Genomic DNA, 15,185 nt, shown 5'->3' with positions numbered 1-15,185 from the left:
GGTTGGCGGCACTGGCCAAGAAATGATCAATCGGGTGGGTGAACGCTTCGAAGGCACGCAGCGGCACTGGGGTCAAGCTGTAAGCACCTGTTTCACGCGGATTTAATGGCGCATTTACGTTACGAATCTTGTCGTATTTCCGACGCCTCAAGCGCTGGCGATCAGGCCTCTTATCCACAGCTGCAAGCGATCCCAGCATTGCCCCAGCCAGCTGCCGGCAGGCACGGCCTGCAGGGCCACCAGCGGTTGGCTGCTGAGCAGCAGGTCGCCGTCGTACAGGCTGAGCGCGCCCACCGGGCTGCCGGCCGCCAAAGGCGCCTTCAGTGGTTCATGCAGGTCGAGTTGGGTGCGCGTATGGCGCTGCTGGTTGACCGGCAAGGTCAGCACCACATCCTTTGCCAAGCCTACGCTGACGCTGGCCTGGCTGCCCAGCCATACCTTCGGGGTCGCCAGCGGCTGGCCAGCGGTGGCGTAGGTCTGGGTGTCGAAGAAGCGGAAGCCGTAGCCCATGAGTTTGGCGCTGGCCTCGGCCCGCGCCCGTTCGCTGGGGGCGCCGAACACCACGCTGATCAGGCGGCGGCCGTTGCGCACCGCCGAGGTCACCATGCAGTAGCCGGCGGCTTCGGTGTGGCCGGTCTTCAGGCCGTCGTAGCTGGGGTCGCGCCACAGCAGCAGGTTGCGGTTGGCCTGGCGGATGCCGTTCCAGGTCAGGTATTTGTGCGCGTACAGCTCGTAATAGCCGGATTCGTCGTCAATGATCGCCCGCGCCAGGATGGCCATGTCGTGGGCCGAGGAATAGTGGTCGGGCAGCGGCAGGCCGGTGGGGTTGGCGAAGTGGCTGTTGTGCATGCCCAGCTTGGCCGCGGCGGCGTTCATCAGCGGCACGAAGCTGTCGGTGCTGCCGGCGATGTGCTCGGCCACGGCGACGCTGGCGTCGTTGCCCGAATCGATGATGATGCCGCGCAGCAGGTCGTGGGCGCTGACCTGGCTGCCGGGGTCGAGGAACATCCGCGAGCCGCCGGTGCGCCAGGCGTTTTCGCTGATCTGCACCAGGTCTTCGGGCTTCAGCCGCCCGGCCTGCATTTCGCGGGTGGCCAGGTAGGCGGTCATCAGCTTGGTCAGGCTGGCGGGCGGCAGGCGTTCATCGCCGGCGTGCTCGGCAATCAGGGTGCCGGTGCGCGCGTCCATCAGCACCCAGGCCTTGGCGTCCAGGCTCGGCGGGCGCGGCACCAGCGGCGCGGCGGGTGCGGGCTGGGCGAACACGGCGTAGGGGCAGGCGAGCAGGATCAGCACGATCAGGGTGCGCAGGAGCAGGCGTTTCACGGCGGCGGGGCCTCGGTGGGGAAGGGGGCCGAGACTGTGGCGGTGGGTGCCTGGGGGCTCAACTTAACCTGGGTTAAGTAAAATTAATGAAAGGGGGGTTGAGTGCGGACGCAGCCTTCGGCAGCTGCTACGGGGAGGGGCGCCGTTTGCATCGCGATCGACAAGGTACACGCGCATCCGTAGCAGCGGCCGCAGGCCGCGTCAGGTCGCACAATGAATGCTGACCTGCGCGCCGCCGCCTTCCGCGCTGCCGATGTGCAGGGTGTAGCCATGCAGCCGCACGATTGCCGCCACCAGCGACAGCCCCAGGCCATGCCCCGGCTGCGCGTCGGCGCTGGGCCCGCGGTAGAGGCGGCGGATGACCTGGCTGCGTTCCACGGGGGCGATGCCGGGGCCGGTGTCGAGGATGTCCAGGGTCATTTGCCGGCCCTGGCAACGGGCGCGCAACACGATGGCGCCGCCCACCGGGGTGAATTTGATGGCGTTGTCCAGCAGGTTCACCAGCGCCTCGAACAGCAGCGCCACGTCGCCCATCAGCGTCGGCAGCGGGCCCTGGATGTCCAGGGTCAGGGTCTGCTTGCGCTCCAGGGCCAGGGGCTCGTAGAACTCGTGGGCCTGCTGCAGCAGTTCCAGCGGCGAGTAGGGCTGGAAGGCGCCGCGCCGGCGCGTGTCCTCCAACTCGGCCACGCGCAGCAGGCCCTGGAAGCGCACCATGATCGACTCGCTTTCGGCCAGCGCCTGTTCCAGGGTGGCGCGCTGGGGCGCGTCCAGGGGCATCTGGTCCAGCTGGTGCAGGCGCGCACGCAGGCGCGTCAGCGGCGTGCGCAGGTCATGGGCGATGCCGTCGCACACGCCTTTCACTTCCAGCATCAGCTGTTCGATGTGGTCGAGCATGGTGTTCACCGCGCTGGCCAACATGTCCAGTTCGTCGCGCCGAGGCGACAGCGGCAGGCGGTCGGCGAGGTTGCCCGAGACCACGCTTTCGGTGCTGCGCTGCAAGCCCTGCACGCGCTTGAGCGGGCGCCGGCGCAGCAGGCGCCAGCCGATCAGGCCGGGGATCAGCGTCAGCGACAGCCCCCAGGCCAGGGCCTGCTGGATGATGCCGCCCACCGCCGACACCGAACCGCCGTCGCGGGCCAGCACCAGCATGCGCCCGTCGCCGCGGTGCACCAGCAGCGCGTAGCTGCTGCGCGGCTCCTCGCTGGCCTGGGCCACGCTCAGGCCTTTCTGCAGGTAGTGCACCTGGCCGTCGTCGGGCAGGCTGGCGCGCAGTTTCAGCAGGTCGCCGGCCAGGTGTTGGCCCTGGGCGTCGAACAGGCCATAGGCGTCGATGTTGGGGGTGGAGTAGGCCTCGCTGGCGGCCAGTTCGCCCAGCAGGTTGTCGTCGTCGACCTTGGCGTAGTAGTGCGCGCGCTGCATCAGCGTGCGCTCGGCGATGCTGCCCAGGTACTGCGAGATCTGCCAGTACAGCACGCCGGTGAACAGCGCGCCCCAGGCCACGAAGAACAGCGCGTAGAAGCCGATCAGGCGGCTGCTGGACGAGCCCCAGGGTTCAAGCGCGGGGCGCGAGGACATAGCCGGTACCCCTGACGGTCTGGATAATGGGCGAGTGCTCGCCCTCGATTTTCTTGCGCAGGCGGCCCAGGTGCACGTCGATGATGTTGGTGCCCGGGTCGAAGTGGTAGCCCCACACCTCCTGGAACAGCATGGTCCGCGTCACCAGCTGGCCGGCGTTGCGCATCAGGTAGTTGAGAATCTTGAACTCGGTGGGCAGCAGGGCGATGTGCTCGTCGCCGCGGTTGAGGCGGTGCTCCACCAGGTCCAGGCACAGGTCGCCGACCTGCAGGCGCGGGTGGCTGGCGCCGTTCGCCGGGCGGCGCAACAGCACCTCCAGGCGCGCCACCATTTCCACCGGCGAGAACGGCTTGGTCAGGTAGTCGTCGCCGCCCGAGCGCAGGCCACGCACGCGCTCGTCCACGTCCGACAGGGCGCTGATCATCAGCACCGGCGTGTGAATGTCCAGGCTGCGCAGGGTGCTGACGATGGTCAGGCCGTCGAAGTCAGGCAGCATGCGGTCCAGGGTGATGGCGTCGTGGCCGCCGGCAATCGCCCGGGCCAGGCCCTCGCGGCCGTTGGCGCACCATTCCACGGTAAAGCCGTGCAGGCTCAGTTCGGTCATGATGACGTGGGCGGTCACTTCGTCGTCTTCGATGACCAGGGCGCTGCTCATGGGGGAATCCTCTGTTGCTCCGCGATTTTTCGGGGTGGCCATTGTAAAGGCTTGGCTACCCTAGGGAGACCGCGCGTCGGGCTCTATTAAATTTTAATTTAATCGACTTAATTCAGTTGCTTGCACGCGCAGGAGTTTAATGGGCTACCCCCGTGAACCGAGGTTGTCCGCTGCCGTGAACCGTCGCAATTTTCTCGGCCTGATCAGCGCCGTGTCCCTGATGTCGCCCGCCTGGCTGCTGGCCGCGCCGTTGCCGGGTGTCAGCCATTGCCAGGTCAGCCAGCATGGCGGCGTGACCAGCCTGGTGCTGGACCTGGCCGGCAAGGTGCAGTACCAGGTGTTTACCCTCAGTGCGCCTGACCGCGTGGTGATCGACCTGCACGGCGTGGCCGCGCACCTGCCGCCGGCGGCGCTGAACTTCGCCGGCACGCCGGTGCAGGGCCTGCGCAGCGGCCCGACCAAGACTGGCATGCGCCTGGTGCTGGACATGCATCAACCTGCCCACGCCCAGGCGCGGCTGGTGCCGCTGGCCGGTGGGCATCAGCGCCTGGTGGTGGATTTGCCGGTGGGCAAGGCCGCTGCCGCGCTGGCGCGCCACGTGCCGCGCCAGCGCCCGGCGATCATCGCCATCGACGCCGGCCACGGCGGCAAGGACCCCGGCGCCGTCAGCGGCACCAGGCATTACGAGAAGACCGTGGTGCTGGGCATCGCCAGCCTGTTGCACCAGCAGCTGGCCAAGGACCCGCGCTTCACCCCGACCATGAGCCGCGACAGCGACTTCTTCGTGCCGCTGCACCAGCGCGTGCTGCTGGCCCACCAGCGCCGCGCCGACATGCTGGTGTCGCTGCACGCCGACGCGGCGCCGTCACGCTCGGCGCGCGGCGCCTCGGTGTACGTGCTGTCGTCCCACGGCGCCACCTCGGCCATGGCCCGCTACATCGCCGAAAGCGAGAACAGCTCCGACGCCTACGCCGGGGTGTTCGACAAAAGCCTGAGCAACGACGACCCCATGGTCTCCAAGGTGCTGGTGGACATGTCGATGAACGCCACCATCGCCTCCAGCCTCGACCTGGGCCGCACGGTGCTGGGGCACTTCAAGCAGGTCACCAACATCCACCAGCAGCGCGTGGAACAGGCCGGCTTCGCGGTGCTGAAGTCGCCGGACATCCCGTCGATCCTGGTGGAGCATGGCTTCATGAGCAACCCCTACGACTGCGGGCGGCTGATCGACCACCGCCACCAGGTGGAACTGGCGCAGGCGCTGCATGCGTCGATTGGCGATTATTTCCGCAAGTACCCGGTGCACGTCGCGTAGCAGCAACTGTCTTGTGGGAGCTGGCTTGCCAGCGAGCTTTGTATGGCCCCAACAGCTCGCTGGCAAGCCAGCTCCCACAGTGTGTATCCCGACGACGTAACAGCAACTGTCTTGAAATGGCGTCGTCTGCATCGCGACTAAAGTCGGCTCCTACCGCGTTCGTGGTAGGAGCCGGCCTTGGCCGCGATGCAGGCGACGCAATCTAAGCGGTATGCGCATCCGCGTAGCAGCTGCCGCAGGCTGCGTCTTGCATGCGCGGTGCATCAGGCTCACCGCAAAGCCCATGACGCGGCCTGTGGCCGCTGCTACGGGTTGTTGATCAGATGTGGAACCAGGCCAGCCCACCCAGCACCAGGCTCAGGGCGGCGGCACCCAGGGACATTTTCTCCAGCCATTCCTTGCGCGTGAGCAAGGTCATGGCCGCCAGCGAGATCGCGATCTGGATCGCCATCATCGCCTGGGCCCAGCGGTGGTGCTGGTGCAGGATGGTCTCGGACTTCACGTCCCACTCGGCCGCTTCCTTCTCCATGGCCTCCGCCTTCTGCCGCGCCTCTTCCTTTTGCTGCTTGTAGCGCGCGACCTCGGCCTGGTAGTGGGCCACGTCCATGCCCGGGATGTGGCTGGCCAGGTCGGCGAGGTTCTGGCGGCTGGACTTGGCCTGGTAGTAGTTCCACTGGTTGGCGGCTTCGGTCTTCTTGATGGCGGCGTTGTTCTTGTTCATCGCCGCCTCGCTCTCGGTGGAGCCGGCCTGGTAGCTGAGCAGCGCGCCGATGGTGGCCATGACTGCCGTCATCACCGCGATCTTGCTGGCGAAGCTGTCGCCACGGTGGTGGGCGTGCTCGACGTGTTCTTCATGGGGGGAGGGGACTTCGAACGACTCGGACATGGTGCTCGGGCTGCCTTGGGGGGTGGAAACGCGGGCGCGAATATAGGGTAAAACCCTGCGCCCGCCTAGCGGCCCAAAGGCCGCACCCCGCAAGTTTCATGCGGCCCGCGTTACGGCAGGTGCGCGCGGTCCTGCTCGCCGCTGTCGGACTCGAACAGGGTCGCCAATTCGCCCCGCGCTTCCTGGGCGGTCTGCATCACCTTGGCCGCGTCGTCGCGCACCAGGTACTGGGCGGCCAGCACCTGTTCGTCGTGCTGCTTGAAGCGCTGGATGCGCCAGTCGGCCTGCTCCTGGGTCAGGCCCAGGCCCACCAGGGTGCGGCGGCTCATCTCCAGGCTCGAGTAGTAGGTTTCGCGAATCGCCACGGCGCCGGCGTCCACCAGCCGGTGCACGTGCTGGCGGTTGCGGGCCCGGGCGATGATCTTGATGTGCGGGTACAGGCGGTGCACAAGCTCAGCGGTCTTGATGTTGGTCTCGGGGTCATCGGTGGCGATGATGAAGTACTCGGCCTCGCCCACCTTCGCCGCGCTGAGGATCTCGGGGCGCAGCGGGTCGCCGTAGAACACCGGCACGTTGCCGAAGCTGCGGGTCAGCTCGATGGTGTCCACCGAGGTGTCCAGCGCCACGAACGAAACGTTCTGCGCGCGCAGGATACGCGAGACGATCTGGCCCATGCGGCCCATGCCGGCGATGACCACGCGCGGCGCGTCGGCGTCGATGGCCTTGAGGTGCTCGGGCACCGGCTTGACCGGCTTGGGCTGCGCCTTGATATAGCGCGCGCAGGCCAGCAGCAACAGCGGCGTCACCGCCATCGACAGGGTGATGGTCAGCAGCAGGGTGTCGAACAGGTGCTGGTCGAACAGGCCCTCGTCCTTGCCGATCTTGAACACCACGAAGGCAAACTCGCCGCCGGCCGCCAGCACCACGCCCAGGCGCACCGCGCTGAGCTTGCTCAGGCCCCCGGCCAGGCGACCGATGAACAGCAGCAGCGGCAGCTTGATGGCGATCAACAGCAGCATCAGACCCAGCACCGTGGCGGGCGCATCCAGCAGCAACTGCAGGTTGGCGCCCATGCCAACGCTGATGAAGAACAACCCCAGCAGCAGGCCCTTGAAGGGCTCGATCTGCGATTCCAACTCATGGCGGTATTCGGAATCCGCCAGCAGCAGGCCAGCCAGGAACGCGCCCAGGGCCATGGACACGCCGGCCAGGTCCATCAGCCACGCGGTGCCGATCACCACTAGCAGCGCGGTGGCGGTGGACACCTCCGGCAGGCCGGTGCGGGCCACGGCGCGGAACACCGGGCGCAGCAGGTAGCGCCCGCCGATCACCACCACGGCGATGCTGCCCAGCACCCGCAGGCCATGGTTGAGGCTATCGCCTGGCGCCGTGTCATGGTCGCCGGTGGCCAGCAGTGGCACCAGGGCGATCAACGGAATGGCGGCGATGTCCTGGAACAGCAGAATGGCAAACGCCAGGCGCCCGTGGGGGCTGTTCAGCTGCTTGCTCTCGGCCAGGCTCTGCAGCCCGAACGCCGTGGACGACAGCGCCAGCCCCAGCCCCAGCACCACCGCCGTGGGCAGCGGCTGGCCAAAGCCCAGCATCGCCACGCCGCCAATCACCGCACCGGTCAGCAGCACCTGGGCCAGGCCCACGCCGAACACCGACTTGCGCATCACCCACAGCCGCCGCGGCGACAGCTCCAGGCCGATGATGAACAGCAGCAGCACCACGCCCAGCTCGGAAATATGCGAGACGCTCTGCGGGTTGCCGATCAGGCCCAGCACCTGCGGGCCGATGATCACCCCCGCGAACAGATACCCCAGCACCGCGCCCAGTTGCAGGCGCTTGGCCAGCGGCACGGTGATGACGGCGGCGAACAGAAAGACCACGGCGGCTTGTAGCAGGCTCCCTTCTTGGGGCATTGGGTTACTCCTGGGGCGAGGCGAAACGGGTAGTCTACTGGTTTTATAACGCCCATTTATATTATGCAGGTGGGTAGGTAGGACCAAAGCTACTGGCGCTATCCCGCGACTCAGCTCATGCCCCAATAAGGTCCTTGCCGTAAAAACCTGGCCTCAACCCATCCCCACCACATGCGCCACCCCCTGCGCCCGCACATAAACCCGGCTGCCTACCCCCGGCACCTCCACCCCGGCGCTGCGCAGCCGCAATGGGGTTGCCTGGGCTGACTCCAGCTGCACCGTCAACGTCCAGCTGTTGCCGATGAAGTCGGTCTCGCTGACCACCCCGCGCACCGCGCCGGGCGCTTCATCGCACAAGTGCAGTTGCTCCGGCCGCAGCATGACCTGGGCGCTGCCGTGCAGGCTGGGGTCACGCACTGGCAGGCTGCCCAGCGCGCAGGTGGCGTGGCCGTGGGCGAGTTGGGCGGGGAGCAGCACGGCGTCGCCGAGGAACAGCGCGGTCTGGGCGTCAGTGGGGTGGCGGTAGAGTTCCAGCGGTGGGCCGGCCTGTACCAGGCGGCCCTGGCGCATCACGGCCAGCTGGTCGGCGAACGACAGCGCTTCGCCCTGGTCGTGAGTGACCAGCACGGTGGTGATGCCGGCCTCGCTCAGCAGTTGCGCCACGGCCTTGCGCATGGAGGCGCGAAGACCGGTGTCCAGCGCCGAGAAGGGTTCGTCCAGCAGCATCAGCCGCGGGCGCTGGGCCAGGGCGCGGGCCAGGGCCACCCGTTGCTGCTGGCCGCCGGACAGCTCGTGGGGCCAGCTGTGCAACAGGCGCCGGTCCAGGGCCACGCGCTCCAGCAGCGCCTCGACCTGGGCGCGCTTGGCGGCGGCGCTGCCGGGCAGGCCGAAGCCGATGTTGGCGGCCACGTCCAGGTGCGGGAACAGCGCGCCGTCCTGGGGGACGTAGCCGATCTGGCGTTGGTGCGCGGGCACTTCGCGGCCGCCGTCGGCCAGCGGCTGGCCGCCCAGGGCGATGCTGCCCTGGTCGGGGAATTCGAAGCCGGCGATCAGCCGCAGCAGGGTGGTCTTGCCCGAGCCGGACGGCCCGACAATGGCGGTGCGGCTGCCGCTGGGGACGCTGAGGCTGACGTCGTCGAGGGCGGTGAAGGCGCCGAAACGCTTGTGCAGGTGGTGCAGTTCAAGGGCGCTCATCGGCCGGCGGTCCGTTTCGATTGTTGATAGAGGAGGGCGGTCAGCGGCAGCGACAGCACAATCATGATCAGCGCATAGGGCGCCGCAGCGGCGTAGTCGATCTCGCTGCTCATGGCCCAGAAGCCGGTGGCCAGGGTGCGCGTGCCGCTGGGCGCCAGCAGCAGGGTGGCGGTGAGCTCGTTGCAGATGGCCAGGAACACCAGCGCCGCACCCGCCGCTGCGCCCGGTGCGGCCAGGCGCAGGGTGACGCGCCACAACGCCTGGCCCGGTGAACGGCCGAGGCTGCGGGCGATGTTCTCCAGCTCCACCGGCGCCTGGGCGATGCCGGCGCGCAGGCTGACCAGGGCCCGTGGCAGGAACATCAGCAGGTAGGCCAGCAGCACGGTGAACAGGGTCTGGTACAGCGGCGGCGCCAGGTGGATGGTCAGGGTCACCAGCGCCAGGGCCACGACAATGCCCGGCAGCGAGCTGGACAGGTAGTTGCCGCCTTCCAGCAGCCGTTGCAGGCGGCTGGGCGCGCGCACCGACAGCCACGCCGCCGGTATCGCCGCCAGGGTGGTCAGCAGGGCGCCGGCGCTGGCCAGCAGCAGGGTCTGCCACAGGGCGGTCCACAGTTCGTCGTTGCGCCACACCTCCAGGCCGCCGGCCAGCAGCCAGCGGCCCAGGGTCAGTAGCGGCACGCCCAGGGTCAGCGCGCAGGTCGCCAGCATCAGGCCCAGGCCCAGCGCGGTGTCGCGCCGGTTCAGGCGCCAGCCGGGCAGCACGCGCGGGCTGCCGGAGCCCACCCGCGCATAGCGGGCATGGCCACGGCTGGCGGCCTCGACCGTCAGCAGCAACAGGCAGCACAGCGCCAGCACACCGGCCATCATGTTGGCGGCCGGGCCGTTGAACGAGGACTGGAACTGGTCGTAGATGGCGGTGGTGAAGGTGTCGAAACGAATCAGTGCGTATAGCCCGAACTCGGCCAGCAGGTGCAGGCCTACCAGCAACGTACCGCCGCTGATGGCCAGGCGCAGTTGCGGGAGCACCACGCGAAAGAACACTGCCCAGGGTTTGAGCCCCAGGGACTGGCCGACGTCTTCAAGGGCCGGGTCCAGGCGGCGCAGGGTGGCGGCCACGGGCAGGTACAGGAAGGGGAAATAGGCGATCACCGAGATCAGCACCGCCGCCGGTAAACCGTGCAAACCGGGCGCCACACTGACCCAGGCGTAGCTGTGCACGAACGCCGGGATGGCCAGGGGCGCGGTGGCCAGCAAGGCCCACAGCCGCCGCCCGGGTAGCCGCGTGCGTTCGGTGAGCCAGGCCAGGGACACACCCAGCAGCACGCACAGCGGCAGGGTCAACAGGGTCAGCGCCAGGGTGTTGAGCAGCAACTGCGCCATGCGCGGGCGCAGCACCAGGGCGGCAATGTTTTGCCAGCCTTGTTGCACGGCCACGCCGACGATGAAGCCCAGAGGCAGCAGCGCCAGCAGCGACAGGCCAAGGGCGGCGCCCACCAGCCAGGCGTTGCGCCGCCGCTGGCGGCGGCGCAGGGGCAAGCTGGCCGCCGGTACGGCGGCCTTGGTCAAGCCTGAAGATGGCAGCAATTTACAGCAGCCCGGCCTGGTTCATCAGTTCGACGGCCTTCTTGCTGTCGAGCTTGGAAACATCCACCACGGGTGCGTCCAGCTGCGCCAGCGGCACCAGTTTCGGGTTGGAGGCCGCACCCTGGCCTACCGCGTACTCGAACGACTTGCCGTCCTTCAGGATGGCCTGGCCCTTGGGGCCGGTGATCCACTTGAGCAGCGCCTGGGCCTGCTCCTGGTGCTTGCTGGACGCCAGCACGCCGCCGCCCGACTGGCTGACGAACGCCCCCGGGTCCTGGTGCTTGAAGTAGTGCAGTTCGGTGTTCTTGCTGTTCTCGCCGGTCTTGGCCTGGTCGACGAAGCTGTAGTAGTGGTAGATCACCCCGCCTTCCGCCTGCCCGGCATTCACTGCCTTGAGCACCGCGCTGTTGCCGCGGTAGGCGGTGGCGTTGGCCTTCATGCCCTTGAGCCAGTCGAGGGTGGCGGCTTCGCCCTTGAGCGCCAGCACCGCGGCGACGATGGCCTGGAAGTCGGCGCCGGCCGGCGAGGCGGCCCAGCGGCCTTTCCAAGCCGGGGTGGCCAGGTCCATCAGCGAGGCGGGCAGCTGGTCGGCCTTGAGCTTGTCCTTGTTGTAGACGAACACCGTGGAGCGCGCGGCAATGGCCACCCATTTGCCCTGGGCCGGACGGTAGGGCGCGCCCACCTGTTCCAGGGTGGTGGGCGCCACGGGGGCGAACAGGCCGGCGTGCTGCACCAGCATCATGGCCGGCGAGTTCTCGGTCAGGAACACATCGGCGGGCGAGGCCGCACCTTCCTGCACCAGTTGGTTGGCCATCTCGGTGTCATCGCCGTTACGCAGGGTCACCTTGATGCCGGTGTCCTGGGTGAAGCCTGCGACCCAGGCCTTGGTCAGGGTCTCGTGTTGGGCGTTGTACACCACCAGGTCCGAGTCTTGCGCCAGGGCGTGGCTGGCACCGAACAGGGCGCAGGCCAATACCGTGGTTTTCAGCAGGGGTAGGGACGACTTCATGACCGCGCTCCAGTGTTGTTCTTGTGTGAAAAAGGATAATTCAATACGAATCATTTGCATGATTATTCGTGCCGGACGGTAGTGCGGCGAATGACAAAAAATCGTCAAGGCGATGCTGGCGTTTCGTCAATGTATCGAGTTTGTTGCCAAATCCTGCGAGCAAAGTGCGGTAACGCCGGTCACAACTGACAAGGACGGCGTTCCCGTTCGCAACCCGGAGAAATGCTATGCACAGATACCTTGCCAAGCTGATGCTGGTCGCCGCGCTGATGTCGAGCCTGGGCGGCTGCTGGATTTTTGATCCCCATGGAGGCGGCGGTGGTCATGGCGGCGGCGGTGGCGGCCCGGGCATGAGTGGCCCTGGCGGCGGCGGGCCTGGTGGCGGCGGTGGCCCAGGTGGCAATGGCGGTGGCCCGGGCGGCGGCGCGCGCTGACCGGCACTTTTGCCCAGGCAAAAGAAAGCCCGCAACGAGGCGGGCTAAATGAATCATCACAAAGGAGTGGGTGTACTGTGCACCTTGCTTTGTGAAGGCGATGTGAAAAGCCGCCAAGGTGAAAATACTTTCATTACGGCGGCTTTTCTTGATCCCTGTAGCAGCGGCTGTTTCTGTGGGAGCTGGCTTGCCAGCGAGCTTTTGGGGCCTCAACAGCTCGCTGGCAAGCCAGCTCCCACAATGCCTGCTACGGGTTATTCGAACTGTGGCTGGAATTTTTTTACCGCCGCCAGGGCGCAGCCTTCGTCCTTGTCGCCGCCTGGTGCGCCGGACACGCCAAGCCCCCCCAGCACCTGGCGGTCGGCCTTGCGCAAGGTCACCCCACCCGGAATGAACAGCACCTGCGGCACGGTGTTCAACGCGCCGTTGGCCGGGCCGTCGAGCTTGGCGGCCAGCAGTTCGCTGATGGTGTCCTTGTCGAACGCCTGGCCGTAGGAGAAGGCGGTGTAGGCCTTGCGGTAGGACACCGACAGCGACTGCAGCGGCACGGTATCGCCCTTGATCACCGCTTGGGCGTGGCCGGACGGGTCGACCACCGTGGCGGTCACTGACCAGCCCTTGGCGGCGCAGGTCTGCACGGCCTCGGCGGCCAGTTGCTGGGCCACTTGCCAGGGCAGTTTCTGGCTGCTGACCAGGTGGCTGGGGGCGGCCTGGGCGCACAGCGCGGCCAATGTCAGCGCCAGGGTGGCGCCGCTGCGCAGCAGGGGAGAGGTGGGCATGGCAGTTTCCTTTTCGAGGTTGATGAAAATCCTTTCACTCGCCGTGGCGAAAGCAGTTCCCAATACTGGCCTGGCGGCTGGAACCTTCACTGAGATCGGGTTTCAGACGCTATGACCAGGCCCGATGCTGTTGCTCGGGTTTTTTTCAGCATCGGCCTGAAACCGGTTTCAGTCAAATCCGGAGATGATGTGTGAAAACGTCCGCAAGCCTGTTGTTAACCGCAGGGCTGCTGCTGGGCAGTGCCCTGCCTGCCCTGGCCGAAACCGTCGACCGCAGCGATATCCCCATCGGCTCCCTGGACGAGGTGGCTGCGTTCCAGGGCCTGGGGCCGTCCGGCATCGTCGTCACGCCGTCGGGGCGCACCTTCGTCGGCTTCCCGCGCCACGCCATCAACCACACCGGCATGACCCTGGGCGAGCTGGTGGGCGGCAAGCTGGTGCCGTACCCCGACGCGGCCACCAGCCTGCCGTCCGACCGCAGCGACGCGCAGAAACTGATCTCCGTGCACGGCATGACCACCGACACCCAGGGCCGCCTGTGGCTGATCGACGACGGCAAGCGTGGCGGTATCGACGGCATCAAGCCCGGCGCCGCCAAGGTGGTGGGCATCGACCCGCAGACCAACAAGGTGTTCGCCTCGGTAGTGCTCAAGGACGCCCTGCGCCAGGACAGCCACATGAACGACCTGCGCATCGATCTCACCCATGGCGCCCAGGGCACCGCCTACGTGGCCGACTCGTCGTTCGGCGAAGCCCCGGCCATTGTCGTCGTCGACCTGGCCACCGGGCATCAGCGCCGGGTGCTCAGCAAAGACCCGTCGGTGCTGCCGCAACAGGATTTCGTCACCCAACTGGACGGCGTGCCCATGCGCTACCAGGGCAAGGCCAGCGCCTTCCCCCACGGCGGCGTCGACAGCATCACCCTCAGCGCCGACAGCAGCCGCCTGTATTACTCGCCGCTGACCAGCCGCCACCTGTGGAGCATTCCCACCGGCGCCCTGGCCAATTTCGACTACAGCGACAAGCAGCTCGCCGCGCAGATTCGTGACGAGGGCGAGAAGGTCATGACCGACGGCATCGCCACCGATGCCCAAGACCGTATCTACCTGACCGACTCCGAACACCGGCAGATCCTGCGCCGCTGGCCCGACGGCCACTTCGACGTGGTGCTGCGCGACCCGCGGCTGGTGTGGCCGGACGGCATCTTCGTGGCCGGCAACCAGGTCTACGTGACCTTGGGCCAGTGGGACCGCCTGGGCCAGCACAGCGACACCCGCAAGCCGCCCTACCTGCTGATTCGCACGCCCATCGACGGCACGCCGGTGTACGACGCGCAGCCGCACTGATTGCTCACTGACATGGAGGCACCTCCCGCAATGAACGCGATAAAACCCATGACCCTGGCGCTGCTGGCAGTCGCCTCTGTCGCTAACGCCCAGCCAGCCCTTGCGCCACAGGGCGAGTTGGTGGCCGCCCTGCAGAACACCGAGGCCAGCGGCATTGTCGTCACCCCCGGCGGCCGCACCTTCCTGACGCTGCCCCGGGCCGGCAGCAACCACACATTCCCCTCGGTGGTGGAACTGGTGAAGGGCAAGCAGGTGCCGTTCCCCGACCTGGCCACCACCACCGACACCGGCAAGCCGCTCACCGATTGGCTGGTGTCGCCCCTGGGCCTGACGCTGGCCGGCAATACCCTGTGGGTGCTGGACGAGGGCAAGCGCCCGGGCATCGACGGCATCCCCGACGGCTCGGCGAAGCTTGTGGGCATCGACATCACCAGCCGCAAGGTGCTCAAGACCATCGTCTTCCACAAGCCGTTCCTGCGCGACAGCGTGCAGCTCAACGACCTGCGCATCGACCCCGACCACGGCGCCCAGGGCACGGTGTACATCTCCAACAATGGTTTTTCCAGCCCCTCGGATTGTTCGCTGATCGTGGTGGACATCGCCACGGGCAAGATGCGCGAGCTGTTCCACAACCTGCCGCAGACCTCGCCGGCGCCCGGCTACATGACCTACGTCGAAGGCCAGCCCCACGCCTACAGCCTCGACCACCCGACCATGCCCCAGGGCGGGGTCAACGGCATCGAGCTGTCGCCGGACCACAAGAAGCTGTACTGGACCATTCCCACCAACCCCAACTACTACAGCATCGACACCGCCGCGCTCAGCGACTTCAACCGCCCTGAGGACGCGCTGGTCAAGGACATTCACTTCGAGGGCCAGGTTGCCTCCAACGGCGGCATCGCCGTGGACGCCAAGGGCACGCTGTACTTCGGCGACGCCTCGCGCTACTCCATCATCAGCCGCGACAACGCCGGGCAATTTGCGCTGGTGGGCCGCGACTTGCGGTTGATCTGGCCGGATGGCCTGTACTGGCAGGGCGGCTACCTGTACGTCACCGTAGGGCAATGGCAGCGGGTGCCGGGGCTGCACGGCGGCAAGGACCTGCGCACCGCGCCGTACAACATCCTGCGGTTCAAGACGGCAATGTAAAAACTGCGT

General features: G+C 67.3%; 13 protein-coding genes. 4 read left to right on the top strand and 9 right to left on the bottom strand.

The window, feature by feature from the left end:
- Window positions 1-147 precede the first annotated feature (147 nt).
- The 3 genes from RAM80_RS07240 to RAM80_RS07230 form a co-directional block, all read right to left on the bottom strand.
- A complete protein-coding gene (locus RAM80_RS07240; protein WP_416425540.1) occupies window positions 148-1,323 on the bottom strand; it encodes a D-alanyl-D-alanine carboxypeptidase family protein in 1,176 nt (391 codons plus the stop codon).
- Window positions 1,324-1,524: 201 nt separating this feature from the next.
- Window positions 1,525-2,898: a sensor histidine kinase gene (locus tag RAM80_RS07235; protein WP_416425539.1), complete on the bottom strand. Its 1,374-nt coding sequence runs from the start codon at window positions 2,896-2,898 to the stop codon at window positions 1,525-1,527.
- Window positions 2,876-3,553, bottom strand: coding sequence for a response regulator transcription factor (locus tag RAM80_RS07230; RefSeq protein ID WP_416425538.1), 678 nt, complete (start codon window positions 3,551-3,553; stop codon window positions 2,876-2,878). Before RAM80_RS07230 ends, RAM80_RS07235 begins: the two co-directional genes overlap by 23 nt.
- Window positions 3,554-3,728: 175 nt before the next feature.
- On the opposite strand from RAM80_RS07230, the gene RAM80_RS07225 reads away from it, so the two are divergent.
- Window positions 3,729-4,868, top strand: a complete 1,140-nt coding sequence (locus tag RAM80_RS07225) for an N-acetylmuramoyl-L-alanine amidase (RefSeq protein WP_416425537.1) — start codon at window positions 3,729-3,731, stop codon at window positions 4,866-4,868.
- Between the two features lie 319 nt (window positions 4,869-5,187).
- Here RAM80_RS07225 and RAM80_RS07220 read toward each other — a convergent pair whose 3' ends face one another.
- From RAM80_RS07220 to RAM80_RS07200, 5 genes are all read right to left on the bottom strand, one after another.
- Complete coding sequence (locus RAM80_RS07220; RefSeq protein WP_416425536.1) at window positions 5,188-5,754, bottom strand: DUF4337 domain-containing protein; 567 nt, start codon at window positions 5,752-5,754, stop codon at window positions 5,188-5,190.
- Between the two features lie 110 nt (window positions 5,755-5,864).
- On the bottom strand, window positions 5,865-7,679 hold the full coding sequence (locus RAM80_RS07215) for a monovalent cation:proton antiporter-2 (CPA2) family protein (protein WP_416425535.1): 1,815 nt from the start codon (window positions 7,677-7,679) through the stop codon (window positions 5,865-5,867).
- A gap of 153 nt (window positions 7,680-7,832) precedes the next feature.
- Window positions 7,833-8,873, bottom strand: coding sequence for an ABC transporter ATP-binding protein (locus RAM80_RS07210; protein ID WP_416425534.1), 1,041 nt, complete (start codon window positions 8,871-8,873; stop codon window positions 7,833-7,835).
- Window positions 8,870-10,405, bottom strand: a complete 1,536-nt coding sequence (locus tag RAM80_RS07205; RefSeq protein ID WP_416427430.1) for an ABC transporter permease — start codon at window positions 10,403-10,405, stop codon at window positions 8,870-8,872. Before RAM80_RS07205 ends, RAM80_RS07210 begins: the two co-directional genes overlap by 4 nt.
- Window positions 10,406-10,460: 55 nt before the next feature.
- Window positions 10,461-11,468 (bottom strand): iron ABC transporter substrate-binding protein, encoded by a 1,008-nt coding sequence (locus tag RAM80_RS07200; RefSeq protein WP_416425533.1) that lies wholly within the window; start codon window positions 11,466-11,468, stop codon window positions 10,461-10,463.
- Between the two features lie 227 nt (window positions 11,469-11,695).
- On the opposite strand from RAM80_RS07200, the gene RAM80_RS07195 reads away from it, so the two are divergent.
- A complete protein-coding gene (locus RAM80_RS07195; protein ID WP_416425532.1) occupies window positions 11,696-11,902 on the top strand; it encodes a hypothetical protein in 207 nt (68 codons plus the stop codon).
- 254 nt (window positions 11,903-12,156) lie between these two features.
- Here RAM80_RS07195 and RAM80_RS07190 read toward each other — a convergent pair whose 3' ends face one another.
- Entirely contained in the window at window positions 12,157-12,681 is a 525-nt protein-coding gene (locus RAM80_RS07190; protein WP_416425531.1) for a GlcG/HbpS family heme-binding protein, read from the bottom strand.
- Between the two features lie 191 nt (window positions 12,682-12,872).
- Here RAM80_RS07190 and RAM80_RS07185 point away from each other — a divergent pair, with 191 nt between their 5' ends.
- Both RAM80_RS07185 and RAM80_RS07180 read left to right on the top strand, forming a co-directional pair.
- Window positions 12,873-14,027 (top strand): SMP-30/gluconolactonase/LRE family protein, encoded by a 1,155-nt coding sequence (locus RAM80_RS07185; protein WP_416425530.1) that lies wholly within the window; start codon window positions 12,873-12,875, stop codon window positions 14,025-14,027.
- A 30-nt stretch (window positions 14,028-14,057) separates the two neighbouring features.
- Window positions 14,058-15,176, top strand: a complete 1,119-nt coding sequence (locus RAM80_RS07180; protein ID WP_416425529.1) for an L-dopachrome tautomerase-related protein — start codon at window positions 14,058-14,060, stop codon at window positions 15,174-15,176.
- Window positions 15,177-15,185 lie beyond the last annotated feature (9 nt).

It is taken from the genome of Pseudomonas sp. App30, assembly GCF_047947025.1.
GTDB lineage: Bacteria > Pseudomonadota > Gammaproteobacteria > Pseudomonadales > Pseudomonadaceae > Aquipseudomonas.
The sequence above is the reverse complement of the archived record's forward strand: the minus strand, read 5'-3'. Positions and strand labels throughout refer to the sequence as shown.

What these genes read in the sequence shown, in the direction of transcription:
- RAM80_RS07235 (WP_416425539.1), bottom strand. Translation starts at nt 2,898, where the DNA reads ATGTCCTCGCGCCCCGCGCTTGAACCCTGGGGCTCGTCCAGCAGCCGC.
- RAM80_RS07230 (WP_416425538.1), bottom strand. Translation starts at nt 3,553, where the DNA reads ATGAGCAGCGCCCTGGTCATCGAAGACGACGAAGTGACCGCCCACGTC.
- RAM80_RS07220 (WP_416425536.1), bottom strand. Translation starts at nt 5,754, where the DNA reads ATGTCCGAGTCGTTCGAAGTCCCCTCCCCCCATGAAGAACACGTCGAG.
- RAM80_RS07215 (WP_416425535.1), bottom strand. Translation starts at nt 7,679, where the DNA reads ATGCCCCAAGAAGGGAGCCTGCTACAAGCCGCCGTGGTCTTTCTGTTC.
- RAM80_RS07210 (WP_416425534.1), bottom strand. Translation starts at nt 8,873, where the DNA reads ATGAGCGCCCTTGAACTGCACCACCTGCACAAGCGTTTCGGCGCCTTC.
- RAM80_RS07200 (WP_416425533.1), bottom strand. Translation starts at nt 11,468, where the DNA reads ATGAAGTCGTCCCTACCCCTGCTGAAAACCACGGTATTGGCCTGCGCC.
- RAM80_RS07195 (WP_416425532.1), top strand. Translation starts at nt 11,696, where the DNA reads ATGCACAGATACCTTGCCAAGCTGATGCTGGTCGCCGCGCTGATGTCG.
- RAM80_RS07190 (WP_416425531.1), bottom strand. Translation starts at nt 12,681, where the DNA reads ATGCCCACCTCTCCCCTGCTGCGCAGCGGCGCCACCCTGGCGCTGACA.
- RAM80_RS07180 (WP_416425529.1), top strand. Translation starts at nt 14,058, where the DNA reads ATGAACGCGATAAAACCCATGACCCTGGCGCTGCTGGCAGTCGCCTCT.